This is a genomic window from Streptomyces luteogriseus (assembly GCF_014205055.1).
In the GTDB taxonomy this organism is placed as follows: Bacteria; Actinomycetota; Actinomycetes; order Streptomycetales; family Streptomycetaceae; genus Streptomyces; species Streptomyces luteogriseus.
The window spans coordinates 2,408,109-2,433,679 of sequence record NZ_JACHMS010000001.1; the positions used below are offsets into that span (position 1 = coordinate 2,408,109).

At 71.5% G+C, this 25,571-nt stretch carries 19 protein-coding genes; 6 read left to right on the top strand and 13 right to left on the bottom strand.

Going from position 1 to position 25,571, the window contains the following annotated elements:
• The first annotated feature begins 58 nt into the window (after positions 1 to 58).
• The 3 genes from BJ965_RS10415 to BJ965_RS10425 are packed head-to-tail and all read left to right on the top strand — an operon-like array spanning position 59 to position 2,028.
• Positions 59 to 619, top strand: a complete 561-nt coding sequence (locus BJ965_RS10415) for a hypothetical protein (RefSeq protein WP_184908408.1) — start codon at positions 59 to 61, stop codon at positions 617 to 619.
• A complete protein-coding gene (locus BJ965_RS10420) occupies positions 616 to 1,080 on the top strand; it encodes a ferritin-like domain-containing protein (protein ID WP_184908409.1) in 465 nt (154 codons plus the stop codon). The genes BJ965_RS10415 and BJ965_RS10420 overlap by 4 nt, the downstream gene beginning before the upstream one ends.
• Before the next feature lie 48 nt (positions 1,081 to 1,128).
• Positions 1,129 to 2,028, top strand: a complete 900-nt coding sequence (locus tag BJ965_RS10425) for an aminoglycoside phosphotransferase family protein (protein WP_184908410.1) — start codon at positions 1,129 to 1,131, stop codon at positions 2,026 to 2,028.
• Positions 2,029 to 2,125: 97 nt separating this feature from the next.
• Here BJ965_RS10425 and BJ965_RS10430 read toward each other — a convergent pair whose 3' ends face one another.
• The 7 genes from BJ965_RS10430 to BJ965_RS10460 form a co-directional block, all read right to left on the bottom strand.
• Positions 2,126 to 3,826 (bottom strand): proline--tRNA ligase, encoded by a 1,701-nt coding sequence (locus BJ965_RS10430; protein ID WP_184908411.1) that lies wholly within the window; start codon positions 3,824 to 3,826, stop codon positions 2,126 to 2,128.
• A gap of 107 nt (positions 3,827 to 3,933) precedes the next feature.
• Positions 3,934 to 4,464, bottom strand: a complete 531-nt coding sequence (locus tag BJ965_RS10435) for a GNAT family N-acetyltransferase (protein WP_184908412.1) — start codon at positions 4,462 to 4,464, stop codon at positions 3,934 to 3,936.
• A 134-nt stretch (positions 4,465 to 4,598) separates the two neighbouring features.
• Complete coding sequence (locus BJ965_RS10440) at positions 4,599 to 5,447, bottom strand: GNAT family N-acetyltransferase (protein ID WP_184908413.1); 849 nt, start codon at positions 5,445 to 5,447, stop codon at positions 4,599 to 4,601.
• A gap of 162 nt (positions 5,448 to 5,609) precedes the next feature.
• Entirely contained in the window at positions 5,610 to 6,767 is a 1,158-nt protein-coding gene (gene ispG, locus BJ965_RS10445) for a flavodoxin-dependent (E)-4-hydroxy-3-methylbut-2-enyl-diphosphate synthase (RefSeq protein ID WP_030853172.1), read from the bottom strand.
• A 168-nt stretch (positions 6,768 to 6,935) separates the two neighbouring features.
• On the bottom strand, positions 6,936 to 8,228 hold the full coding sequence (locus BJ965_RS10450; RefSeq protein ID WP_184917037.1) for a M50 family metallopeptidase: 1,293 nt from the start codon (positions 8,226 to 8,228) through the stop codon (positions 6,936 to 6,938).
• A gap of 8 nt (positions 8,229 to 8,236) precedes the next feature.
• Positions 8,237 to 9,493 carry a 1-deoxy-D-xylulose-5-phosphate reductoisomerase gene (dxr, locus tag BJ965_RS10455; RefSeq protein WP_184908414.1) on the bottom strand — a complete coding sequence of 419 codons (1,257 nt, stop codon included), beginning with the start codon at positions 9,491 to 9,493 and terminating at the stop codon, positions 8,237 to 8,239.
• Positions 9,494 to 9,589: 96 nt separating this feature from the next.
• Positions 9,590 to 11,530, bottom strand: a complete 1,941-nt coding sequence (locus BJ965_RS10460; protein WP_184908415.1) for an acyl-CoA dehydrogenase family protein — start codon at positions 11,528 to 11,530, stop codon at positions 9,590 to 9,592.
• 348 nt (positions 11,531 to 11,878) lie between these two features.
• Here BJ965_RS10460 and BJ965_RS10465 point away from each other — a divergent pair, with 348 nt between their 5' ends.
• From BJ965_RS10465 to BJ965_RS10475, 3 genes are all read left to right on the top strand, one after another.
• Positions 11,879 to 12,892 carry a LacI family DNA-binding transcriptional regulator gene (locus BJ965_RS10465; RefSeq protein ID WP_184908416.1) on the top strand — a complete coding sequence of 338 codons (1,014 nt, stop codon included), beginning with the start codon at positions 11,879 to 11,881 and terminating at the stop codon, positions 12,890 to 12,892.
• Positions 12,893 to 12,963: 71 nt separating this feature from the next.
• Positions 12,964 to 15,006, top strand: a complete 2,043-nt coding sequence (locus tag BJ965_RS10470; RefSeq protein WP_184908417.1) for a glycoside hydrolase family 31 protein — start codon at positions 12,964 to 12,966, stop codon at positions 15,004 to 15,006.
• Between the two features lie 110 nt (positions 15,007 to 15,116).
• Entirely contained in the window at positions 15,117 to 16,304 is a 1,188-nt protein-coding gene (locus BJ965_RS10475; RefSeq protein ID WP_184908418.1) for a sulfotransferase family protein, read from the top strand.
• 30 nt (positions 16,305 to 16,334) lie between these two features.
• Here BJ965_RS10475 and BJ965_RS10480 read toward each other — a convergent pair whose 3' ends face one another.
• The 6 genes from BJ965_RS10480 to BJ965_RS10505 form a co-directional block, all read right to left on the bottom strand.
• The gene (locus BJ965_RS10480; protein ID WP_184908419.1) at positions 16,335 to 17,048 is read right to left on the bottom strand and encodes a glycoside hydrolase family 12 protein; all 714 of its coding nucleotides are present in this window, start codon (positions 17,046 to 17,048) and stop codon (positions 16,335 to 16,337) included.
• Between the two features lie 35 nt (positions 17,049 to 17,083).
• A complete protein-coding gene (locus tag BJ965_RS10485; RefSeq protein WP_184908420.1) occupies positions 17,084 to 19,273 on the bottom strand; it encodes a glycosyl hydrolase family 95 catalytic domain-containing protein in 2,190 nt (729 codons plus the stop codon).
• On the bottom strand, positions 19,270 to 21,252 hold the full coding sequence (locus BJ965_RS10490) for a beta-galactosidase (RefSeq protein ID WP_184908421.1): 1,983 nt from the start codon (positions 21,250 to 21,252) through the stop codon (positions 19,270 to 19,272). The genes BJ965_RS10485 and BJ965_RS10490 overlap by 4 nt, the downstream gene beginning before the upstream one ends.
• Positions 21,249 to 23,453 (bottom strand): sialidase family protein, encoded by a 2,205-nt coding sequence (locus tag BJ965_RS10495; RefSeq protein WP_184908422.1) that lies wholly within the window; start codon positions 23,451 to 23,453, stop codon positions 21,249 to 21,251. The genes BJ965_RS10490 and BJ965_RS10495 overlap by 4 nt, the downstream gene beginning before the upstream one ends.
• Positions 23,454 to 23,566: 113 nt before the next feature.
• On the bottom strand, positions 23,567 to 24,517 hold the full coding sequence (locus BJ965_RS10500) for a carbohydrate ABC transporter permease (protein ID WP_184908423.1): 951 nt from the start codon (positions 24,515 to 24,517) through the stop codon (positions 23,567 to 23,569).
• Positions 24,514 to 25,551: an ABC transporter permease gene (locus BJ965_RS10505; RefSeq protein WP_184908424.1), complete on the bottom strand. Its 1,038-nt coding sequence runs from the start codon at positions 25,549 to 25,551 to the stop codon at positions 24,514 to 24,516. The genes BJ965_RS10500 and BJ965_RS10505 overlap by 4 nt, the downstream gene beginning before the upstream one ends.
• Positions 25,552 to 25,571: the final 20 nt, after the last annotated feature.

Consider the following 25,571-nt stretch of genomic DNA (forward strand, 5'->3'; position numbering starts at 1 on the left):
CCTTGCAGTCCCCGCTTTCTCGAATGTTTCTCGCAACGAGCCCCCGAGGACGTCTGACGTGCCCTTCCCCTCATCGCCGCGCGCCCGGTCGGGGCCGCGCAGAAGGAGTCTGCTCGCCGTCGCCCCGGCGGCCCTGGTCCTGACGGGCTGCACCGGCGAGGACTCCGGCGGACCGGCCGACGACGGTTCGTCGGCGGCGGAGCGGACACGCGCGCGTGCGGCCCGGGACAGCGAGGGGCTGGTCGAGCGCTACGACGCGGTGATCGCCACCCGGCCGGGGCTCGCGGGCCGCCTGCGGCCGCTGCGCGAGGAGGTCGTACGGCACGCGCGGGCGTTCGGCGGGGGCCGGAAGGCATCGCCCTCGGCGTCCCCTTCCGCATCTCCCTCCGCGTCCTCGTCGGTGACCTCGTCGGCCTCATCGGCCTCGCCCGCCCCGTCCGCGACCGTGCCGGGGAACGACAAGGAGGCCCTCGCCGGGCTCGCCGCCGCGGAGCGGGAGCTCGCCGACCGGCGGGCCAAGGCGCTCGGCGGGGTGCCGGGTGAGCTGGCACGGCTGCTTGCGTCGGTGGCGGCGGCCGGGGCTGCGCACGTGTACCTGCTGACGGAGGGTGACGCGTGAGCGAGGAGAAGGACCGGGAGCTGCGCGCCCTGCAGGCGGCGCTGGCGGCCGAGCACGCCGCGGTGTACGGCTACGGCATCGTCGGCGGGAGGATCGGGGCCGGGCAGCGCTCCGAGGCGCTCACGGCGTTCGACGCGCACCGGGCGCGCAGGGATGCGCTGGTGCGCGAGGTGAAGGACCTGGGGGGCCGGCCGGTGGCCGCGTCCGCCGGTTACGCCCTGCCCTTCCAGGTGCCGGACTCGGCGGCGGCCGTGCGGCTCGCGGCCGAGCTGGAGGACCGGGTGGCGGGGGTGTACGCCGACCTGGTGCGCGCGGCGGGCGGCGGGCGGCGGGTGCTGGCCGCCGAGGCGCTGCGGGAGGCGGCGGTGCGGGCGGTGCGCTGGCGCGGCGAGAGCGTAGCCTTCCCTGGGCTCGCCGAGCGGGCCGGCACGGCCCCGCCCTCGGCGGCGCCGACGGCGTGACCCCGGCCGGGCACGCACCGCGGACAGCATGAAGGGAACGACTCGCGCATGGTCTTCGAACCGCCGAAGCGTCTGGTCAGGGCGCTCGGTGAGACGGCACCGGACGGTGACGACTGGCTGGAGAAGCTGCCCGAGGCGGCGCAGCAGGCCGTCGCGCTACGCGAGTTGACCGTGGAGCGGGTGCAGGTGCCGGGCGGGCGCAGCAGCCTGGTCGTCCTGGTGCGGACCGCCGACGGGATGCCCGCCGTGCTCAAGCTGGCGCCGGGCCGGGCCCGCCCCGAGGCGGAGCGGGCCGCGCTGGCGCAGTGGGCCGGGCGGGGTGCCGTGCAGCTGCTGGAGCCCTTCTCGGCGGAGGGCGTCCTGCTGCTGGAGCGGCTGCATCCGGACGTGTCGGTGCGGTCGCTGCCGGAGGCGAAGGCACTGTTGGAGGCGGCGGGGACGCTGCGGCGGCTGTGGGTGGAGCCGCCCGCCGGCTTCCCCTTCGAGACCGTGGCCGACCGGACCGGCCGGCAGGCCGAGGCGATGCGGGCCCGGGCCGAGTCCGATCCCGAGGTGGCCCCGCTGGTCGGCCTGGCGCTCGCGGCGCGCGAGGAGCTGCTGGCCGCGCCGCCCGAACACCGGCTGCTGCACGGTACGTTCCGGCAGAGCAAGGTGCTCGGCGGGGAGCGGATGCCGTGGCTGGCCGTGGGGCCCGACCCGGTGGTCGGCGAGTGCGCCTTCGATCTGGCCCGGCTGGTGCGGGACCGGGTGGAGGACCTGATCGCCCAGCCGTCCGGCGCGGCCACCACCCGCCGCCGGGTGAAGCGGCTCGCCGAGTCCCTGGACGTGGACCAGGAGCGGCTGCGGGGCTGGACGCTGTTCCGGGCCGTGGAGTCGGGCGTGCGGGCGGGGCGGGTCGGACGCCCGCGGGATGCGGAGCTGCTGCTGGAGTTCGCGAGCTGGCTGTAGGCGCCGGGACCGCGTGCTGCGCCCCCGGCGCCGGCCCGCGCCGTGTCGTCGAGTACCGGGCGGACCGATTCGGCCAGTCCGCCCGGTCCTGTCGGTGCTACGCCGTGAGGCGGGCGACGGCCTCCTCGACCGTCAGTTCCTCACGCTCGCCGGTGCGGCGGTCCTTCAGTTCCACCACGCCGTCGGCCGCGCGCCGGCCGGCCACCAGGATCTTCGGTACGCCGATCAGCTCGGAGTCGGTGAACTTGACGCCCGGGGAGACGCCGGGACGGTCGTCGACGAGGACGCGGACACCGGCCGCGGCCAGCTTCCCGGAGATGTCGAGGGCCAGCTCGGTCTGCAGGGCCTTGCCGGCGGCGACCACGTGGACGTCGGCCGGGGCGACCTCGGCGGGCCAGCACAGGCCCTTGTCGTCGGCGCTCTGCTCGGCCAGGGCGGCCACCGCGCGGGAGACACCGATGCCGTAGGAGCCCATGGTGACGCGGACCGGCTTGCCGTTCTGGCCGAGGACGTCGAGCTTGAGGGCGTCGGCGTACTTGCGGCCCAGCTGGAAGATGTGGCCGATCTCGATGGCGCGGTCGAGGACGAGGCCCGTGCCGCACGTGGGGCAGGGGTCGCCCTCCTGCACGACGACGACGTCGACGTAGGCGTCGACCTCGAAGTCACGGCCCGCGACGACGTTCTTGGTGTGCGTGCCGGCCTTGTTGGCGCCGGTGATCCAGGCCGTGCCGGGGGCGACCCGCGGGTCGGCGATGTACGTGACCTTCTCCAGGCCGCGCGGTCCGACGTAGCCGCGGACCAGGTCGGGGCGGGCCGCGAAGTCCGTCTCGGTGACCAGCTCGACGGTGGCCGGGGCGAAGTGCGCCTCGACCTTGTCCATGTCGACCTCGCGGTCCCCGGGGACGCCGACGGCGACGATCTCGCCGTCGACCTTCACGAGGAGGTTCTTCAGCGTGGCCGAGGCCGGGACGCCGAGGGAGGCGGCGAGGGTCTCGATGGTGGGGGTGTCGGGGGTGGGGATGTCCTCGGCGGCCGGCACGTCCGAGGCGTCGACGGACGTCAACTCGTACGTGATCGCCTCGGTGTTGGCCGCGAAGTCGCAGTTCGGGCAGTCGGCGAAGGTGTCCTCGCCGGCCTCGGCCGGGGCGAGGAACTCCTCGGACTTGGAGCCGCCCATGGCGCCGGCCGTCGCGGCGCAGATGCGGTAGTCGAGGCCGAGGCGCGCGAAGATCTTCTGGTAGGCCTCGCGGTGCAGGGCGTAGGACTTGGCGAGGCCCTCGTCCTCGGTGTCGAAGGAGTAGGAGTCCTTCATCAGGAACTCGCGGCCGCGCAGGATGCCGGCGCGGGGGCGGGCCTCGTCGCGGTACTTGTTCTGGATCTGGTAGAGGATGACCGGCAGGTCCTTGTAGGAGGACGCCTGGTCCTTCACCAGGAGGGTGAAGATCTCCTCGTGTGTGGGGCCGAGGAGGTAGTCGCCGCCCCTGCGGTCCTGGAGGCGGAACAGCTCGGGGCCGTACTCCTCCCAGCGGCCGGTGGCCTCGTAGGGCTCGCGCGGCAGGATGGCGGGGAGCAGGACCTCCTGGGCGCCGACGGCGTCCATCTCCTCGCGGACGATCCGCTCGACGTTGGCCAGTACCTTCTTGCCGAGGGGCAGCCAGCTCCAGATGCCGGCGGCGGTGCGGCGCACGTAGCCGGCGCGGACGAGGAGCTTGTGGCTGAGGACCTCGGCGTCGGCCGGGTCGTCGCGCAACGTCTTCGCCAACAACTGGGACATGCGCTGGACCGGTGCGTTCGCCATGGTTCCTCTGCTCCTGCTGCTTGGGGTCCCCCCGCTCGAGCGGAGCCGAGAGTGGGGGAAGGTGTTGGCAGGAGGTTATCCGGGGGGTGCGCGGCGGTGGAAATCGGTTATCCGCGGCACAGCGGCAGAGGGGCGCCCATGACGGCGTACGGCTTCGGTGCGCTGGGGAAGAGGACCTGGCGGGCCAGGTCCTGGTAGCCGAGGGAGCGGTACAGGGCGCGGGCGGGGCTGTCGGTGTCGATCGCGGAGAGGATCGAGCGGGGTTCGGCGGCGCCGTCGGTGATCGTGGTGATCAGGGAGCGTCCGAGGCCGCGGTTCTGGTACGCGGGGTGGACGTGCAGTTCGGTGATCACGAAGGAGTCGTCGAGCCAGTGGTCGTTGCGCAGGGCGCGGAGGTAGGGCTCGACGACCGTGGACCACCAGTGGGTGCGGTCGTTGGGCATGCCGTAGACGAAGCCGACGAGTTCGCCGTCGGCGGTGGCGCCGAGAGCCCTCGCCCCCGGGTAGGTCATGTGGCGCAGGACGATCTGGCGACGGACGGCTACCTCGTCCGGGCCCAGTCCGAAGGCCACGGCTTGGACGGCCAGGGCCTCGTCGACGTGCGCGGAGAGGTCGAGTGGGCCGATCACGAGGTCCATGCGGGGAGCCTACAGGGGGGTCACGGTTGTCAGCCGGGTACCGGTTGTCTTCGGCTGAGCACGCCCACGCGGCTGAGCACGCCCACGCGGCGGAGCCGCACATCGCACACAGCCCCGCGCCCCTGCGGGGCGCTTCAGAACAGGACGCTCATGAAGGCGCCGACCTCCTGGAAGCCGACCCTCGTGTACGTCCTCCTGGCCGCGGTGTTGAAGTCGTTGACGTACAGGCTCGCGACCGGGGCGACGTCGGCGAGGGCGTAGCGCAGGACGGCTGCCATGCCGGGGGCCGCCAGGCCGGTGCCGCGGTACTCGGGGGCCACCCACACGCCCTGGATCTGGCAGGCGCGGTCCGTCGCGGCGCCGATCTCGGCCTTGAAGGCGACCTTGCCGTCCGCGTCGAAGCGGGCGAAGGCGCGGCCGGAGCCGACGAGTTCGGCGACGCGGGCCTGGTAGAGCAGGCCGCCGTCACCGGCCAGCGGGGAGATGCCGACCTCTTCGGTGAACATCGCCACGCACGCCGGCATGATCGTTTCCATCTCGTCCTTGCGGACGCGGCGGACGTAGGGATCCGGGGTGACGTCGGCCGGGAGGCGGTCGGCGACCATGAGCGGCTGGTGGCGGCGGACCTCGCGGGCCGGGCCCCACTGGGGTTCCAGCAGCCGCCACAGGTCGGAGGTGGCGTCCGAGGGGCCGACGATGGAGGAGCAGCGGCGGCCGGCCCGGCGCGCGCGGTCGGCGAAGGCGCGGACGGCGCGCGGGCCGGCGCAGATCGGGACCAGGTTGGCTCCGGCGTAGCAGAGGGATGTGAGTATGCCGTCCTCGTACCAGCCCCACATCTCACCGCCCAGCCGCCACGGGTCGAGTCCCGCGATCTGCACGCGCGACGTCACGAAGGCGTTCGCGACCGGCTCGCGGTCGAGGACGGCGAGCGCGGCGTCCAGGTCGCTCGGTTCGAGGACCCGTGAGGTCGTCTGGGTCAACACGTGCGGGCCTCACGAACTGGGGTTGCTGGTCTCCGCACTATAGCTGCGCTGCTTGGGTGGGCGCCTCGGAGCTCGGGGCTTCCTGTTGCCGGGCGGGTGCGGGACGTCTGTGGCTTGTCGCGCAGCTCCCCGCGCCCCTTGCGGGGCGCGGAAAACCCCGTCTCAGCCCGCGACAGCCACCGACGGCTCGCCGGAGGTCACGCCGTCCTTCTCCATCTGCTCGGCCAGCTTCATGGCCTCTTCGATGAGGGTCTCGACGATCTTGGACTCGGGGACGGTCTTGATGACCTCGCCCTTGACGAAGATCTGGCCCTTGCCGTTGCCGGAGGCGACGCCGAGGTCGGCTTCGCGGGCCTCGCCGGGGCCGTTCACCACGCAGCCCATGACGGCGACGCGGAGCGGGACCTCCATGCCGGTGAGGCCCGCCGTGACCTCTTCGGCCAGCTTGTAGACGTCGACCTGGGCGCGGCCGCAGGAGGGGCAGGAGACGATCTCGAGACCGCGCTCCTTGAGGTTCAGGGACTCCAGGATCTGGATGCCGACCTTGACCTCCTCGGCGGGGGGCGCCGAGAGCGAGACGCGGATCGTGTCGCCGATGCCCTGCGAGAGGAGCGCGCCGAAGGCGACCGCCGACTTGATCGTGCCCTGGAAGGCGGGGCCCGCCTCGGTGACGCCGAGGTGCAGCGGGTAGTCGCATTGGGCGGCGAGCTGCTTGTAGGCCTCGATCATGACGACCGGGTCGTTGTGCTTGACGGAGATCTTGATGTCGCGGAAGTCGTGTTCCTCGAAGAGGGACGCCTCCCACAGGGCCGACTCCACGAGGGCCTCGGGGGTCGCCTTGCCGTACTTCTGGAGGAGGCGCCGGTCGAGGGAGCCGGCGTTGACGCCGATGCGGATCGGGGTGCCGTGGTCCCGGGCCGCCTTGGCGATCTCCTTGACCTTGTCGTCGAACTGCTTGATGTTGCCCGGGTTGACGCGGACCGCGGCGCAGCCGGCCTCGATGGCCGCGAACACGTACTTGGGCTGGAAGTGGATGTCGGCGATGACCGGGATCTGCGACTTGCGGGCGATGGTCGCGAGGGCGTCGGCGTCGTCCTGCGTCGGGCAGGCGACGCGGACGATCTGGCAGCCGGAGGCGGTGAGTTCGGCGATCTGCTGGAGCGTCGCGCCGATGTCGGAGGTGCGTGTCGTGGTCATCGACTGCACCGAGACAGGGGCGTCCCCGCCGACGGCCACGGATCCGACCTGGATCTGGCGGCTCTTCCGGCGCTCGGCGAGCTTGGTCGGAACGGACGGCATGCCGAGAGAAATCGCAGTCATCTGCTGTGCAACCCCAAGTCGTGGATCAAGGTCCGGTCCCGTGAGCAGCGGGCTCCGAGCTTCGAGATTACGGCACATGCCTCGGGGCGAGCACATCCCACCCGCTGTGCCACCCAATGGGAGGCGGCCCGGCGGAAAGCATGCCGGGCCGCCTCGAACGCCGTATGACTAGGAGATTCTCACCGGGTTAACGACGTCGGCGATCAGGACCAGGATCGTGAAGCAGATGAAGATCCCGGCGACGACGTAGGCGACCGGCATGAGCTTCGCCACGTCGAAGGGGCCCGGGTCGGGTCGGCGGAGCACCTTGGCCGTGTTGCGGCGCAGCGACTCCCACAGGGCGCCCGCGATGTGGCCGCCGTCGAGCGGCAGCAGCGGGAGCATGTTGAACAGGAACAGGGAGAGGTTGAAGCCGGCGACCAGCATGAGGGCCATGGCCAGCTGCTGGGTGGGCGGGATGTCGAGCGTGAAGATCTCGCCGCCGACGCGGGCCGCGCCGACCACGCCCATCGGGGAGTCGGCCTCGCGCTCGGCCCCGTCGAAGGCCGCGTTCCACAGCGCCGGGACCTTGCCGGGGAGGGCGGCCAGGGAGTCGACGGCCTCGCCGATCCGGTCGCCCATCCAGGTCACCGAGTCGCCGAAGTCCTGCTTGACCACGCCGGTGGCGGCGCTGAAGCCGAGGAAGCCGGCCTGGACGTACTGGCCCTCGACGATCTGGCCGCCGGAGTCCTTCTTGGCGACCTGGTTGGTGGCGATCTTCGCGTGCAGGGTGACGTCCTTGCCGTCCCGCTCGACGACGATCGGCACGTCCTTGCCGGGGGTGGCGCGGATCAGGTCCGACAGCTTGTTCCAGTCGTCGGTCTTCACCCCGTCGAAGGAGACGATCTTGTCTCCCGCCTTGAGGCCCGCCGCGGCGGCGGGTGCGGCCGGGTCACCCTTCTCGCACTTGTCGCGGTTCTCGTTCTGCGCGATGACGCACTGGGAGACCGAGCTGACCGTGGTGGTCTGCTGGGTGATGCCGAAGCCCATCAGGACGGTGAGGAACAGCGCCACCGCGAGGACCAGGTTCATGAAGGGGCCCGCGAACATCACGATCACGCGCTTCCAGGGGGCGCGCGTGTAGAACATGCGGTTCTCGTCGCCCGGCTTGAGTTCCTCGTAGGCGGCGGTGCGGGCGTCCTCGATCATGCCGCGCCAGGGGGAGGTGGAGCGGGCTTCCATCCGGCCGTCGGGGCCGGGCGGGAACATGCCGATCATGCGGATGTAGCCGCCGAACGGGATGGCCTTGATGCCGTACTCCGTCTCGCCCTTGTTGCGCGAGAAGATCGTGGGGCCGAAGCCCACCATGTACTGCGGCACGCGGATGCCGAAGAGCTTGGCGGTGGACAGGTGCCCCAGCTCGTGCCACGCGATCGAGAACAGCAGGCCGACCGCGAAGAGGACTATGCCGAGGATGAACATCAGGGTCGTCATGCACGGGCCTCCGCCGTCTGTGCCGCCAGTTGCCGGGCCCGGGTCCGCGCCCAGGTCTCCGCTTCGAGGACGTCCGCCACGGTGAGCGAGGTTCCCGTACGCGGGGTGCCGTGCTCCTCGACCACCCGGGTGACGGTGTCCATGATCCCGTCGAAGGGCAGTGCGCCCTGGCGGAACGCCTCCACGCACTCCTCGTTGGCCGCATTGAACACCGCCGGGGCGGTGCCCGCGAGCTCGCCCACGTGCCGGGCGAGGTTCACCGAGGGGAAGGCCTCGTTGTCGAGCGGGAAGAACTCCCAGGTCGAGGCCTTGCTCCAGTCGAAGGTGGGGGCCGCGTCGGGGACGCGCTCGGGCCAGCCGAGGCCGATGGCGATGGGCCCGCGCATGTCGGGCGGGGTCGCCTGGGCCAGTGTCGATCCATCCGTGAACTCAACCATCGAGTGGACATACGACTGGGGATGCACGACCACCTCAATGCGGTCGAAGGGAATGTCGTAGAGGAGGTGTGCCTCGATGACCTCCAGGCCCTTGTTGACGAGGGTCGCGGAGTTGATCGTGATGACCGGGCCCATGGCCCAGGTGGGGTGCGCGAGGGCGTCCTCGACGGTGACGTTCGCCAGCTCGGCCGTCGTACGGCCGCGGAAGGGGCCGCCGGAGGCGGTGACGACCAGCTTGCGGACGTCGGCGCGGGTGCCGGCGGCCAGGGCCTGGAAGAGGGCGGCGTGCTCGGAATCGACCGGGATGATCTGCCCGGGCTTGGCGAGGGCCTTGACCAGCGGGCCGCCGACGATGAGCGACTCCTTGTTGGCGAGCGCCAGGGTGCGGCCCGCCTCCAGGGCGGCCAGGGTCGGGGCGAGTCCGATGGAGCCGGTGATGCCGTTCAGGACGGTGTGGCAGTCGGAGGCCGCGAGCCGGGTGGCCGCGTCCGGGCCGGTGAGGAGCTCGGGGAGCGGCTCGCTCGTGCCGTACCGCGCGGTGAGCGCCTCGCGCAGCGCCGGTACGACGTCCTCGCGGGCCACCGCGACCGTCCGCACCCGCAGCCGGTGCGCCTGCTCGGCGAGGAGGGCGACCCGGCCGCCGTTGGCCGAGAGGCCGGTGACCCGGAACCGGTCGGGGTTGCGCAGCACGAGGTCGATGGCCTGGGTGCCGATGGACCCGGTGGAGCCGAGGATCACCACGTCCTTCGGTCCGTCTCCCGCTACGGGGTCGTAGACCAGGTGCGGATCGGCGAGGGGGGCTGGACTGTCGCTCATCCCTCCATTGTCGCCGTAAGGCCGGTGTGTGAGGACAGCGCGTCCCCCTCATGGGGGCGCGCGCCATACCGGCGCACGCCCCCGTGAGGGCCGGGTCTACCGGACCGGGCGGTGGACGTTCTCCTTCTGCGACGGTCCCGGTGTCGCGTCCGCGATCCAGGGGCCCTCGCCCGACGGGTCGACGATGCCCTGCTCCAGCCACTCGTAGGTGCCGGACAGGACGCCCTTGACGACCTTGCGGTCGAGGTCGTCGGTGTTGCTCCACAGACGGGTGAAGAGCTCTTCGATCCGGATGCGGGCCTGGCGGCAGAAGACGTCGGCGAGCTGGTAGGCCTCGCGGCCGTGGTCGCCCTGGCTGCGCAGGAGTTCGGCCCGGACGCAGGACGCGCTCATGGCGAACAGCTCGGCGCCGATGTCGACGATCCGGCCGAGGAAGCCCTGCTTGGACTCCATCCTGCCCTGCCAGCGGGACATGGCGTAGAAGGTGGAGCGGGCGAGCTTGCGGGCGGTGCGCTCGACGTAGCGCAGGTGCCCGGAGAGGTCCACCTCGCGTTTGAACTCGCCGTAGGAGGCCGGGAGCTGACCGGGTCCTGCGACCAGTTTCGGCAGCCACTTGGCGTAGAAGACGCCCGCGTTCGCGCCCGCCCTGGCCTTGTCGCCGAGGGACTTCTCGGGGTCGATGAGGTCACCGGCGACCGAGAGGTGGGCGTCGACGGCCTCGCGCGCGATCAGCAGGTGCATGATCTCGGTGGAGCCCTCGAAGATGCGGTTGATCCGCAGGTCGCGCAGGAGCTGCTCGGCGGGGACGCCGCGCTCGCCGCGGGCCCGGAGGGAGTCGGCGGTCTCGAAGCCGCGGCCGCCGCGGATCTGGACGAGTTCGTCGGCCATCGTCCAGGCCATCTCGGAGGCGTACAGCTTGGCGAGGGCGCCCTCGATGCGGATGTCGTTGCGGTCCTCGTCGGCCATCTGCGAGGCCAGGTCCGTCACGGCCTCCAGGGCGAAGGTGGTGGCCGCGATGAAGGAGATCTTGGAGCCGACCGCCTCGTGGTGTGCGACGGGCTTGCCCCACTGCTCGCGGGCCGCCGACCACTCCCGGGCGATCTTCAGGCACCACTTGCCGGCCGCGACACAGGAGGCCGGCAGGGAGAGCCGCCCGGTGTTGAGGGTGGTCAGGGCGATCTTCAGGCCCTGTCCCTCCTCGCCGACGCGGTTGGCGGCGGGGACGCGGACCTGGTGGAAGCGGGTGACGCCGTTCTCGATGCCGCGCAGGCCCATGAAGGCGTTGCGGTTCTCGACGGTGACGCCCGGCGAGTTCGTCTCCACGACGAAGGCCGTGATGCCGCCGCGGTGGCCCTCGCTCTTCGGGACCCGGGCCATGACGACCAGCAGGTCGGCGACGACGCCGTTGGTGGTCCACAGCTTCACGCCGTCGAGGACGTAGTCGTCGCCGTCGGGCACGGCCGTGGTGGCGAGACGGGCCGGGTCGGAGCCCACGTCGGGCTCGGTGAGCAGGAAGGCGCTGATGTCCGTGCGGGCGCAGCGCGGCAGGAAGCGCTCCCGCTGCTCCTGGGTGCCGAACAGTTTCAGGGGCTGGGGCACGCCGATCGACTGGTGCGCGGAGAGCAGCACGCCGATCGCGGGGCTGGCGGAGCCGGCCAGGGCGAGCGCCTTGTTGTAGTACACCTGCCCGAGGCCGAGCCCGCCGTACTTGGTGTCGATCTTCATGCCGAAGGCGCCGAGCTCCTTGAGCCCGTCGATCACCTCGTCGGGGATCCGGGCCTCACGCTCGATGAGGCCCCCGTCGACCTTCGTCTCGACGAAGTCGCGGAGCTTGGCGAGGAACTCCTCGCCGCGCTGTGCCAGCTCGTCGTCCGGGAGGGGGTGGGGGTGGATGAGGTCGAGCCGGAAGCGGCCGAGGAACAGCTCCTTGGCGAAGCTGGGCTTGCGCCAGTGCTGTTCCCGGGCGGCCTCCGCCACCTCACGGGCCTCCCGCTCGGTGACGGCGGGACGGGAAGAGGGGGTGGTGGAAGCGGACATGAGGGGCACCTCGCCGCAACTAGAAGATGGAGGACCGTTTCGTTACCGACCAGTGCTACTGGATCGTTGGTACCCGAATCCGGACGCTCCCACCAGTCCTCGCGCGTCCGTTCGGCCGAAGGGGGCGCGGCAAGCACGGTACTTGTCCGCACGGCCGGCGACGGTGTTGCATCGAGGTGCCGCGCGGGGGGCGAGTCCCGCCCTGAGAGCGCTCCGGGAAATCGGTATCGAAGCGCTTCGACAACCTATGGACACCCACTCCTGCTGGAGCTACTGTCGAACCACCCCCACACACCTGTATCAGCAACGCGCACTGTCGAAGCGCTTCACAAGAGCTTGGAGAGCTGGATGGTCACCCTCGCCGAGGTCGCCCAGCACGCCGGAGTCTCGGCGAGCACGGTGAGCTATGTCCTCAGCGGCAAGCGGTCCATCTCCGCGACCACCCGGCACCGGGTGGAGCAGAGCATCCGCGAGCTCGGGTACCACCCGAACGCCGGGGCCCGCGCCCTGGCGAGCAGCAAGTCGAACATCATCGCGCTGATGATCCCGCTGCGCACGGACATGTACGTGCCCGTGATGATGGAGATCGCCATCGCCGTGGCGACCTCCGCCCGCACCCACGGGTACGACGTGCTGCTGCTCACCGGCGAGGAGGGTCCCGACGCGGTGCGCCGCGTGGCGGGCAGCGGGCTCGCCGACGGGATGATCCTGATGGACGTCGAACTCGACGACGAGCGGCTGCCGCTGCTGCGCGCGACGGACCAGCCGTCCGTGCTGATCGGGCTGCCCGCCGACACCTCGGGTCTGACCTGCGTCGATCTGGACTTCCGGGCGACGGGCGCGCTGTGCGTGGAGCACCTGGCCAAGCAGGGGCACCAGGACATCGCTGTCATCGGGGAGGCCCCGGCCGTCTACGAGCGGCACACCGGCTTCGCCGAGCGCACCCTCGACGGACTCAGGACCCGTTCGCGCGAGTTGGGCGTGCGGCTGCTGCACCGGCCGTGCGAGGGCGGGTACGACGCGATGGCCGTGACGCTCGCCCGGATCCTCGACGAGCGCCCGGACACCTCGGGGTTCATCGTGCAGAACGAGTCGGCGGTCGAGCCGCTGCTCGCGCTGCTGCGCCAGCAGGGCAAGGCCGTGCCGGAGGACGTCTCGGTGGTCGCGATCTGCCCCGACCAGGTCGCGATGCAGGCCTCGGTGCGGCTGACGTCGGTGGCCATCCCCGCGCAGGAGATGGGCCGGCACGCCGTGGACCATCTGGTCGCCAAGCTGGAGGGGCGCGACGGCGACGAGGTCGTGCTGATCGCCCCCGAGCTGACGGTACGGGGCAGCACGGGACCGGCGCCGAGCCGGTCGTAGTCACTCCCAGTCATTGAACAGCGCCCCTTCCGGGGCACCCCCATGTCTGCTTCCGCACAGGAGCCCGCCTCGTGAATCAGCCTGCTGAAAGCCAGCCCCAGGTGAGCCTGGCGCAGTCCTCCCCGACCGTCGGCACCTTCCGCGAGCGGGGCGGTGCGCTGGAGTGGAGCGGCCGCCAGGAGACCGTCCGGATCGAGCCGTGGGGTCCGGACGCGGTCCGGGTGCGTGCCCGGCTCGGCGGCCCCGTCCTCGACGGGCTGCCGGGTGCCCTGCTCGACGAGGCTCCCGCGACGCCGGCCACGGTGAAGATCGAGGACGGCCGGGGACTGCTGGCCGTCGGCGCGCTCACCGTCGAAGTGAGCGCCGAGGGCCTGATCCGTTTCCTGCGCACGGAGGACTCCGCCGAGATCCTGGCCGAGGACCGCGCCCACTTCTGGTGGCCCGGCTCCCGCCTCTACACGGCCGTCGGCAACGGCCACCACCGCCTGGAGCAGCGCTTCGCCGCCTACGACGGCGAGAAACTGTACGGCCTCGGCCAGCACCAGCACGGGCGGCTCGACCAGAAGGGCCTGGTGCTGGACCTGGTCCAGCGCAACGCCGAGGTCGGCATCCCGGTCCTGACCTCCAGCCGTGGCTACACCCTGCTGTGGAACAACCCGGCGATCGGCCGCGTGGAGCTGGCGCACAACGGCACCCGCTGGGTCGCCGACTCGGCCCGGCAGATCGACTACTGGATCACGGCGGGCGATCCGGCCGGCGGCCAGCGCCGCTACAGCGCGGTGACGGGCCGCAGCCCGATGCTGCCGGAGTGGGCGGCGGGCTTCTGGCAGTGCAAGCTGCGCTACCGCACCCAGGACGAACTGATGGCGGTGGCCCGGGAGTACAAGCGGCGCGGTCTGCCCATCTCGGCGATCGTCTGCGACTTCTTCCACTGGACGCACCTCGGCGACTGGAAGTTCGACCCGAAGGAGTGGCCCGACCCGGGGGCGATGGTGCGCGAGCTGGAGGAGCTCGGCATCAAGCTGGTGGTGAGCGTCTGGCCGTCGGTGTCGCCGCTGAGCGAGAACCATCCGGTCCTGGAGCAGCGCGGTTGGTTCATCGGCACCCAGTACGGGCCGATGGCGCACGCCGACTGGCCCGACAAGGAGGTCGCCTCCACGGTCCAGGTGGCCTTCTACGACGCCACCAACCCGGACGCCCGGGAGTTCGTGTGGTCGAAGGTGAAGGAGAACTATCTCGACCCCTACGGCATCACGGCGTTCTGGCTGGACGCCTGCGAGCCGGAGCTGAAGCCGGGCTTCCAGGAGAACCTGCGCTACTGGGCCGGTCCGGGCCTGGAGGTCGGCAACGCCTACCCGGCGGAGAACGCCCGCACCTTCTACGAGGGCCTGGCCGCCACCGGCGAGGAGGAGATCGTCACCCTCAACCGCTCGGCGTGGGCGGGCAGTCAGCGCTACGGCGCCGCCCTGTGGTCCGGTGACATCGGCACGGACTTCCCGACCCTGCGCCGCCAGATCGCGGCCGGCCTCAACACGGCCCTGTCGGGCATCCCGTGGTGGAACACCGACATCGGCGGCTTCCACGGCGGCGACCCGGACGACCCGGCGTACCGGGAGGTGATGGTCCGCTGGTTCCAGTTCGGCGCGCTGTCCCCGCTGATGCGGCTGCACGGCTTCCGCGACCCGGGCATGCCGCTGGGCCCGGAGATGACCGGCGGCCCGAACGAGGTGTGGTCGTACGGCGAGGAGGCCGGCGCGATCCTGGAGCGGTACCTGCGGCTGCGCGAGCGGCTGAAGCCGTATGTGCTGGACGTCATGCGCGCGGCCCACGAGGAGGGCCTGCCGGTGATGCGGCCGCTGTTCCTGGAGTTCCCGGACGACCCGGCGGCCTGGTCGGTCGACGACTCCTATCTGTTCGGCCCGGATCTGCTGGTCGCGCCGGTGCTGACGGCCGGCGCCACCGCCCGTACGGCCTACCTGCCGGCGGGGGCGTCCTGGACGGACGCGTGGACGGGTGAGACGTACGAGGGCGGCCGGGCGGTGACGGTCGACGCCCCCCTGGACCGCATCCCGCTGTTCCTGCGGGACGGGGCACGGCTGCCTGTAGCGGAGTAGCCGTGCCGAAGAGGATGGCCGGATCGATGGAGGTCTTCCGGCCATCCCCTTTCGCCTGTTCGGCCAACTTCCGTCCAGCGCAGCCCAGTCACAGGGGGTAGGTTTCCCGCGTGTCCTCGTCTCCGCTCGCCCTCACCCTCGCCGACCTGGCGCTGCGGCCCGCCTTCGGTTCCCGCGGGAACCCCGGCCGGATCTTCGACCGCATCGTGGTGGAGACCGGGGAGGCGCCGGGAGACCGGGAGTTCGTCGACGACTTCCGGGCGCTGCTGGACTGGTGGGCGAAGGCCGAGGGCCTGACCCCGGTCGGCTGGCAGGCCGCGCAGGGCCACGTCCGGCGGCATCTGGCCAACCGGGCGCGGGTGCGACGGCTGATCGCCGAGCACCCGGAGATCGAGCGGGAGCCGATCGAGAGGCCCGTGTTCGTGGTGGGGCTGCCCCGCACAGCGACCACCGTCACGCACGCCGTGCTGTCCGTCTCCGACGAGCACCGGAGCCCGCTGCTGTGGGAACTGCTCGCGCCCGACCTGGAGTTGCCGCCCCGGCAACGGCGCCGGGCGATCGCGGCCGGGCGCCGGATGGTGCGGGGCACGGACCTGTTCGCGCCGCGCTTCCGCGACATCCACGCGATGGCCGCCGAGGGCCCGGAGGAGTGCACGTTCGCGCTGCCGCACGCCCTGATGCCGTTCTCCCAGGCCCGTATCCCCGAGTACCGGGAGTGGCACTGTGCGCGGGACTTCACCGCCGACTACCGGTATCTCAAGCAGGTCTACCAGGTCCTCCAGTACGGTCGGCCGCGGCGGCGCTGGATGCTGAAGTCCCCGATGCACCTGGAGAACCTGGACGCGCTGCGCACGGTCTTCCCGGACGCCACGATCGTGTGGTGCCACCGCGACCCGGTCACCGTCGTGGCGTCCTTCTGCTCCCTGATCGAGCACGGCATGGCCGTCAGCACCCGGCCCGTCGACCTGACGGGCATCGGCGCCACCTGGCTGGGTCTGCTGAGCCGGGCCATGACGCGCGGTCTCGCCGCCCGGGCCGCCATCCCCGCACAGCAGCTGGTGGACGCCCCGTACTCCTGGCTCGGCTCCGATCCCGCGACCGGCGCCCCGAAGCTCTTCGCGGCCGTCGGCGCCCGGTGGACCGAGGCCGACGCGGCCCGGTTGCCCGCGGCCGTCGCCCGCCCCAAGGGCGCACGCAAGCACACCTACGACCTGTCCCGCTACGGCCTGACCCGCGACGAGGTCGAGTCGGCCTTCGCGGACTACAACGTGCTGCGGGCCGAGGTCGACCGCGCCTGACGGCACGGCCGCCCCCGGCCCCGCGATGGGTCAGCTGCTGCTGACCGTCAGGTTGTTGGTGGTGAAGTTCAGGCCGCCGGACGACGAGGTGACCTCGTAGCCGAACTGCACGTCACCGATCGTCTCGTTGCCCATCCACTTCTTGGTGTCCTTGATCCACTTCAGGATCGGCAGGATGTTCACGGTGCCGGAGCTGGAGTTGGAGGTGCGGATGAACGAGAACACCTCGTTGGCGCCGTTGGTGCCCTTGAAGACGTTCCAGGAGTGGCCGCCGAGGCTGACGCTGCCCTGCGAGGAGCCGATCGGGCCGACGGGTCCGGTCTTGTTGACCCAGAGCATGATCTCGTAGTCGTGGTCCGTGTCCCAGATGTCGTACGACGTGTTGTACGCGCCGGACGACGGGACGCTGACGTTGTAGCTGCTGGAGAGCGAGCCCAGCGAGGTGATCGACTTGTTGATCGCCTTCGTCTGGTTCGGGTAGGACTTGATGCCGCCGGTGTTGGGGTGGTTGGCCCAGACGCCCCAGTTGGTGCCCGAGTTGGCCCAGATGCACTGGCTGCCGGCGCCGCCGCCCCAGATGTTGTTGTAGAGCGTGTAGCCGTTCAGGTTGGTCTGCGCCCACTGGTCACAGGAGTTCCAGACGGCGGCGGAGGCGGGGGCGGAGGCGAGACCGACGGTCGCTCCGAGAGCCAGGGCGGGAGCCAGCAGGGCCTTGGTGACCCTGCTCAGCGTGCGTGTTGCCATGGTGTCCCTTCCATGGGGTGGGGGGATGGGGGGAACTACCACGACCTCGAGGTGAGGACGTGGTCTTCTCCGGCGACCAGGTGGAGGGATTCTGCGCCGGAGGAAGTCCGCAGTTCGACGCGGTGGGTGCGGCCGGGCCTGATGACGACGACGGCGCCGTCCCGCGTCCAGGTGAGGTCGAGCTCGGCCCCGAACCGGGTGCGCACCCCGCGCAGGGCGCCGTCGGGGAACGCCGTCGGCAGCGCGGGCAGCAGGACCAGCCGGTCGGGGGTCGACTGGACGAGCATCTCGATCAGCACGGCGGGCAGGGTGTGCGCGGCGTCGGCGTTGTAGACGTCGCGGCCGGGGTAGTGCGCGCTCATCAGGGAGGCGTGGAAGAAGTCCCCGTCCAGGACCTGGCCGAGGGCGTGCGCGACACGGTCCGCGTCCCGGAGCCGGGCCGCGACGAGGGCGTGGTGGAGGTGGCCGTGCGCGGAGTCGTTCTCCGCGCCGCGCAGTTCGAGGGCACGGTGTGCGGCGTCGGCCAGTCCGGGGGTGTCGTAGGGGGTGATCTCGTCGAGCGGCCAGACACCATAGAGGTGGCTGAGGTGGCGGTGGTCGTAGGAGTCGGTGAGGCCGGGCCAGGCCCATTCGGCCAGGGCGCCGTCCTCGTTGATCCGGTGCGGAGGGAGCCGGTCGGCGAGGGCGTTCCAGCGGTCGGCGTCGGGGCCCGGGTGGTAGGCGGCGGCCGTGCGCAGGGCGTGGCGGGCCGCGGAGAGGTCCATGGCGGCGTTGACGGTGCCCCACCCGGCGTTGGCGGGCCGGTTCTCGGGTGAGTAGGACGGGACGACGACGAGATGGCCGTTCTCGTCCGTCCGGGTGAGGAAGTCCTCGTAGAACAGGGCGACTTCGGCGAGGGCGGCGGCGGTGCGGGGGTCGCGGGTGCCGTGGGTCTCGTCGTGGTCGACGAGCGGCTTGAGCAGCCAGTCGGCACCGGCCGTCCACAGGTGCAGCGGGTACTCGCGGTTGTAGTGGTAGGAGTGGCCGGACTCGCCGTCGGAGTGGGCGGGGGCGACGACACCCCGGGTGCCGAAGATCGTGCGGGCGTTGTCGCGCCAGTCGGGGATCAGACGGTGGACCAGGTTCGCGTGGGCCTCGGTGACCTCGGGGAGGGCTGCGGCGGCGGCCGAGGCGGTCTGGAGGTTGAGGTTGGCGTCGTTGGTGAACGCGCCGGACCAGGCGGTGTCCCAGTCGCCGGTCCACAGCCCGGTCAGGCGGGGCGGGAAGAGCCCGCTGGCCGACAGCAGGTGGTAGCGCCCGGCGGCGAAGAGGCGCTCCAGCAGGGCGGCGCTGCGCGGCTGCTTGAGCAACTCCGAGCCCGGCAGGGCCCGTTCTGCGGGGTCGGCGGCCAGGTCGAGGGTGACGCGCTCGTAGGCGGTGCGGTGCAGGGCGGCATGGCGGTCGAGGAGCTCGTCGTAGGCGGCGGGCAGGTCGCGCAGGGCACGGCCCTCGGCCACCACGTCGAGCTCACCGGTGTGCCGGTGCACCCGGGTGAGGAGCAGCACGGACCGGGCGCCCTCGATGCGCACGGCCGGGGGCACCAGGGTGGTCGTGCCGCCGGTGACGGTGACCTGGGTGACGCCGGTGCAGGCCTTGTCGCCGTCCGGGTAGCGGGCGCGCAGGCTGAGCAGGGCGCCCTCGGGGGTGAGGACGGCTCCGTGACCGATGCCCAGTCGGGCGGGGGCGCCGGGCAGCCGGGGGTCCAGGTCGATGTCGAGAGTGAGTCCGGGTCCGGTGAGGTGCTGGACGATCACGTCGTCGGCGCGGGAGACGAAGACGCGGCCGGCCCGGCCGGCACAGGTCGTGCTCACCACTCCGGTGGTGAAGTCGACCTCCCGCCGGTAGTCGTGGCCGCCGTCCTCGGGCCGGTCCAGCCGGACCTGGAAAGCCGGGTGGAAGGGCTGCACCCACTGGAGGGGACGCCCGTCCGTGAAGTCCTCGGCGGCGGTCGTGTCGCCCGCCAGGAGACGGTCCTGGAGTCCGGGGAGGTCACCGGCGAGCTGCGGAGGGCGGGGGTCCCGGCCATGGGGCCGTACCAGGGTGTGGTGGGTGACGACGACCCGCTCGGTGTGCGGATCGCCGAACACCAGGACGCCGTGCCGGCCGTTGCCGCTGAGGAAGGCGTCCTCCCAGCGGGCGGCCGGGTGCGGCTCCCAGGTGCCGTGGACGGGGGCGGAGTCGGTCATGGCCGCAGCACCGCCGCCTCGTAGCGGCCGAGGGTGACCCGGTCGGTGACGTCCGTACCGGTCAGCAGGTCGCGATGGGTGCCGGGCACCTCGACGGTCACCGCATCGCGGCCGTGGTTGAGCACGAACAGCACCTCGCCCCGCCGCACGGCCTCCACCTGCTCGGGGAGACCGTCGAGCACGGGCCGCGCGCCCGCGCCCGCGGCGATCGACGCCAGCAGACCGCGCAGCGCCTCGGGCTCCGGGAGCGTGGAGACGTACCAGGCCCGGCCCTTGCGCAGGACGGCGGGCAGTCCGTCGAGTTCGCCGCCCTTGTACGGAACGGTCTCCTCGGCGGTGCCGTCCGGTTCCAGTTCCTCGGACCACAGGGTGCCCCGGAAGCCCTCGCAGGCGACCGTCTCCCCCGCGTCCAGTGGCCACCACTCGTGCAGCGTGCGGATGCCGAACAGCTCGCGCAGCCGGGCGTCCATGCCGCCGGGGCGGACGCGGTCGTCCTGGTCGGCGACGCCGGTCTGGAAGCCGCAGACGAGGGTGCCGCCCTGCCGTACGTAGGCGAGGAGGTTGTCGGTCGCGGCGTCGGTGAGGGAGTACAGCTGCGGCACGACGACCAGCGGGTACGGCGTCAGGTCGTGCTCGGGGTGGGCGAAGTCGGTGGTGAGGTGCGCCTGCCACAGGGCGCGGTGCCAGGCACGCAGGACGTCCGGGTACTCCACCAGACTGGACAGACGGCCGTCCTGGGCGCCGGCCCACCAGGCGTGCCAGTCGTGCAGCACGGCGATGTTCGCGGTGAGGTGCCGGCCGGTCACCTCGGGGGTGATCCGCTCCAGGTCGGCGCCGAGCCGCTTGACCTCCTGGTACGTCCGGCCCTCCTCCCCCGCGTGGCTGACCATGCCGGAGTGGAACTTCTCCGCGCCCTGCCGGGACTGCCGCCACTGGAAGTAGCAGACGGCGTCGGCTCCCCGGGCCACGGCCTGGAGCGACCAGAGCCGGTTGAGACCGCGCGGCTTGGGGTGGTTCACGCCCCGCCAGTTGACCGGCCCGGCCGCCTGCTCCATCAGCATCCAGGGCCCGCGCGCCTGGGAGCGGGTCATGTCCTGGACCAGGGCGCCGTTCTGCGCGCCGAGGGGGTCGCGCGGGTCGGGGTAGAGGTCGACGGAGACGACGTCCTCCTCCTCGGCCCAGCGCCAGGCGTCCTGCCCGAACCACAGCGGCATGAAGTTGCTGGTGACCGGCAGGTGCGGGGTGTGGCGCCGGACGATGTCCCGCTCGGCGGTGTAGCACTCCAGGAGCATGTCGGAGGTGAAGCGGCGGAAGTCCAGGACCTGGCCGGGGTTGCGCATGTAGTGCGGCAGGCGGGGCGGCAGGATGCCGTCCCAGGTGTCGTAGCCCTGGCTCCAGAAGGCGGTGCCCCAGGCCTCGTTGAGGGCGTCGAGCGAGCCGTACCTCTCGCGCAGCCACCGCCGGAAGGCGGCGGCCGCCTCGTCGCCGTGGTCGAAGGTGCAGTACTCGTTGTTGATGTGCCACATCGTCAGGGCCGGGTGGCCGCCGTAGCGGGCGGCCAGGTCCTCGGTGATGGCGGCGGCGTAGCGCCGGTAGGTGGCGCTGGAGTGCGAGAAGTGCTGTCGGCCGCCCCACCACTCGGTGCGGCCGTCCTCGGTCACGGGGAGGGTGTCGGGGTGCAGCCGGCCCATCCAGGGCGGGGGCGAGGAGGTCGGGGTGGCGAGGACGACGCCGATGCCGTTCTCGTGCATCAGGTCCATCAGGGTGTCCAGCCAGCCGAACTCCCGTGCTCCCGGCTCGGGTTCCAGCTTGGACCAGGAGAAGACGCCGAGGGTGACCGAGTTGACGCCGGCGGCCTTCATCAGCCGGACGTCCTCGTGCCAGGTCTCCTCGGGCCACTGCTCCGGGTTGTAGTCCCCGCCGAAGAGGAGACGGCCCCGGGTGACGTCGCTCAGGCCGGGCCGTTTCCGCACGGTCATCGGACTGGCTCCCCGTACTGCACGCCGCGTCCGTTGGTGGCGATGTAGACACGGCCGTACACGCGCGGGTCACCGGTGATGCCGGCGCCGGTCCAGCCCCACTGGTGCCGGTCGTCGTTGATCCGCGTCCAGGTCTTCGCCTCGTCGTCGGAGCGGTACACGGCGGTGATGGTCTCGGTGGAGCCGACCATGTAGAGGGCCGGGTAGGAAGCGCCCCTGGCGGCCTTGCCGAAGCCCAGGGTGTACGAGGCCCGGCAGCCGGCGACCCTGCTGAACGTCGCACCGCCGTCGGTCGAGCGGTACAGCCCGTTCGACTTCAGGCTCAGCCACAGGTCGCCGGAGCGCCCGTGTGCCCCGACCAGCTGGAACTCGGTGTCGCCCGAGCTCAGGCCGGTGGCCCGCGCGGTGAAGGTCCGGCCGCTGTCGGTGCTGGCGAAGAGCGTGCCGGTGGTGGTGTCGAAGGCGTAGAAGCGGGCCGGGTCCACGGGGTCCGCGACAGGCGCGGCACCCTTCGGGAAGGAGGCGACCTCGGACCAGCCGGCGCCGTTGTCGGCCGAGCGGTACCCCGGGTTGGCCGTGCCGAAGGACCACAGCAGCACGCTGCCGTCGGCGTTGGTGGCGATCGGGCCGGGCGCCGACTTGGCCACGTCCGGCTGGGCCTCGAAGGGCGCCCAGGTCTTGCCGCCGTCGTTCGAGAAGGCGCCGTTGCCGTGGTCGCCCCAGCCGGCCCGGACCACGTAGGACGGCTTGGCCGCGGCCAGCGACAGGCCGGTGGCGGAGCCGAACACGGGGTTCGACGCCATGCCGCGCGACGGCGACGCCGTGAGCCGCTCGTGGTACATCACACCGATGTCGCCGGACCCGCTGAGCAGGTGTGCCGTGCCGGTCGGGGGTGAGATCAACTGGCGTACTGAAGCCTCTTCCACGCCGCGGATCTGCGGGGCCCAGTGCTTGAGGTCGCGGGTGCCGTAGAGGGTCGCGCCGGTGCCGTGGACGACGTGCCGGGAGTCGTACGGGTCGAGTCCGACGGCCTGGATCCACCAGCCGAACTTGGGCTTGTCGGCGCCCCACTTGAGGTAGGGCGTCTCGGAGACGTCGAGGACGGCCTTGTCCTTGAGGGATGTCCAGGTGCGGCCGCCGTCGGTGGTCCGGTACAGGGTGTCGATCAGCGACCAGCGGTTGTTGGTGGAGACGACCACGGTCCCCGGGTCGCGGGCGTCGACGGCGACACCGCCGTAGCCGAAGGAGTCGGTTCCGCCGTCGCTCGTCGCAGCGCCGGGCTTCACGGGCGTGACCTCGCTCCACTTCCCGTTCGCCGTCCGCAGTTTGTGCACGCTGCCGTCCGTCTGGCCGTTCGGGCCCGGGGCGTCGGCGTACGTCACGTACAGCTCGCGGGTGTGCCGGTCGTACGCGGCCCGTACCGGGACCTTGGCGGCGGTACCGGCGGGCTGCCCGGGGACGGCCTCCCAGGTGGTGCCGTCGGACGTGCGGTACAGATTGGGCTTGCCGGTGGTGCCGTCGGAGTCGCCCCAGCCGGCGTAGACGCTGCGGCCGGCGGCGACCAGGAGCGTGATGCCCTGGCCGGTGGCGCTGGGAGCGGCCGGGAAGCTCACGGCCTTCCATGTCGCGCCCCGGTCGGTGGACTTGAGCAGCCCGTCGTGCCGGGTGCCGAGCCACAGGGTGTCGCTGTCGCGCGGGTCGACGAGCAGCCGCTCTCCGCAGCCCCGGCCGTCCTCGTTGGCTCCGAGCTTCACGGTGAGGTCGGTGCGCTGCCAGGTCGCGCCGCGGTCCTCCGACCGCAGCACGGCCCCGTTGCCGGCCCAGGACTGCGCGTAGGTGCCGAGGGAGAGGTAGACCCGGTCCGGATGCGCCGGGTCGACGGCCATGGCCTCCACGCCGAGCAGGTTCCAGTCGTCCCAGCCGAGGTGGTCGGTGAGCGGGATCCAGCGGTCGGTCCGGTCGTCCCAGCGGTAGGCGCCGCCGATATCGGTGCGGAGGTAGGCGAGTCCGCGGACGGAGGGGTGGAACAGCACGCCGGTGATGAATCCGGTGCCGCCCTGGACGGCGTTGCGCCACCGGTATCCGCCCTCGGCGGGTGTGACGGCCGCGGCTTGTCCCTGGACCGACGGAAGGGAGGCGACCGCGGCGACGGCGGCGGTCCCGGCCAGCACGGACCGTCTGCTGAGGTGAAACGCGCTCATGACATACCTCGGTTTCACGCGAAGAAGGGGAAGGAGGTGCCCTCAGGGGCGCGGGGAACTGCGCGGCACGCCACGAGGCAGCCGCGGACGACGAACAACCGACAGCCCTACGGTCAGCCCTTGACGGCCCCGGTGAGCATGCCCTTCTTGAAGTGCTTCTGGACGAACGGCGAGATCACGGCGACCGGCAGCAGCGCCATCACCATCACGGCCATCTGGATCGCCAGCGCGGAGATCTGCCCGGTCTTGATCGCCTGGCTCACCCCGACCGGCGCCTCCTGCTTCTGCACCAGCTGGATCATGACGTTCTGCAGCGGCATCATGCTCTGGTCGCTGAGGTAGATCGACGCGTTGAACCAGGCGCTCCAGTACCCCACCGCGTAGAACAGCGTGATCACCGCGATGACGGCCCGCGAGAGCGGCATGACGATCTGCCAGAGGATCCGCCAGTCCCCCGCACCGTCGATCCGGGCACTGTCGACGAGTTCCGAGGAGAGGTTCATGAAGAACCCGCGCAGTACCAGGATGTTGAAGACACTGACCGCACTCGGCAGGATCAGTGCGAGGTAGGTGTCGGTCAGTCCCAGCGACTGCACGAGCAGATAGGTCGGGATGAGCCCGGCCCCGAAGAACATCGTCGCGAGCAGGGTCATCAGCAGCCAGCGGTGCCCCAGCGACCCGCTGCGGGACAGGCCGTAGGCGGCCAGCACCGACACCGTCATGGAGAAGGCCGTGCCGACGAGCGTGACACACACGCTGACGATGGCGGCCCTGGTCACCTGCCCGCCGCTCAGCAGCTCCTGGTAGGCGACGAACGTGATGCCCTTCGGGATCAGCACCAGGCCGCCGGCCTCGGTGATGGTCTGCTTCGAGGACAGGCTGGTGACGACGACGATCCACAGCGGGAAGAGCACCGCGAGGCAGGCACCCGCCAGGACGATGCCCTTGCCCGCGACCCCGGCCTTGCTGGGCTCCTCCTCCCAGACGGGCCGCGGCGGGGCCTCCCAGAAGCGGGGTTCGCGCGCGGCCTCCTCGAGGGCGGCCTTGTCGATGACGGCGGTCACTTCTTGTACACCCCCTGCTCGCCCATGAAGTGGGCCACCTTGTTCGCGGCGAGGACGAGCGCCACGCTCACGAGGCCCTTGATCAAACCGGCCGCCGCCGCGTAGCTGAAGTCCTGGTTGCGGACGCCGTTCCACCACACATAGGTGTCGAGGACCTCCGCCGCCCCCGGTCCCACCGCATCGCGTTGCAGCAGGATCTGTTCGAAGCCGACGGTGAGCGCGTCACCGACGCGCAGCACCAGCAGCAGGGCGATCACCGGCCGCAGCGCGGGCAGCGTGACGTGCCACATGCGGCGCCAGCGCCCGGCCCCGTCCATGGACGCCGCCTCGTAGAGGTCGGGGCTCACGGAGGCGAGTGCGGCGAGGAAGACGATGATGCCCCAGCCCGCGTCCTTCCAGACGCCCTCCGACGTCACCAGGAACTTGAAGATCCCCGGGTCGGTCATGAGGTCGAAGCCCTCGTAGCCGTGCTGACGGAGGGTCTGCGCGATGATGCCCGCTCCGCCGAAGATCTGCTGGAAGACGGTGATCACCAGCACCCAGGAGAAGAAGTGCGGCAGGTAGAGGATCGCCTGCGACACCGCCCGGATCCGGGGCCTGATCACGCTGTTGATGAGCAGCGCGAGCACGATCGGGATCGGGAAGAACAGCACCAGCTGGAGGCCGAACAGTACGAGCGTGTTCCGCACGGCGTCCCAGAACGCCGAGTCCGCGAAGATCCGCTGGAACTGCTCGACGCCCACCCAGGGGCTCTCCAGCATCGCGACGAAGCCGTTGTCGCTGACGTAGGGGTCGTACTCCTGGAAGGCGACGACGTTGCCGAGGATCGGTATGTAGTTGAAGACCAGGACCAGCGCGACGGCCGGCAGGGTCATCAGGATCAGCGTGCGGTCGCGGCGGAACCGCAGCCTCAGGCTCAGCTTGCCGGAGAGTTTCCTCTTTTCCGGCCGCTCCCCGGTGGCGTCCGCCGCACGGGAAGCCGTCTCGGTGGTCTCCGCCTCGGCCCTGCTGCGAGGCACCGTGCTGTTGGCCACGGATCTCTCCTTGCCTCAGC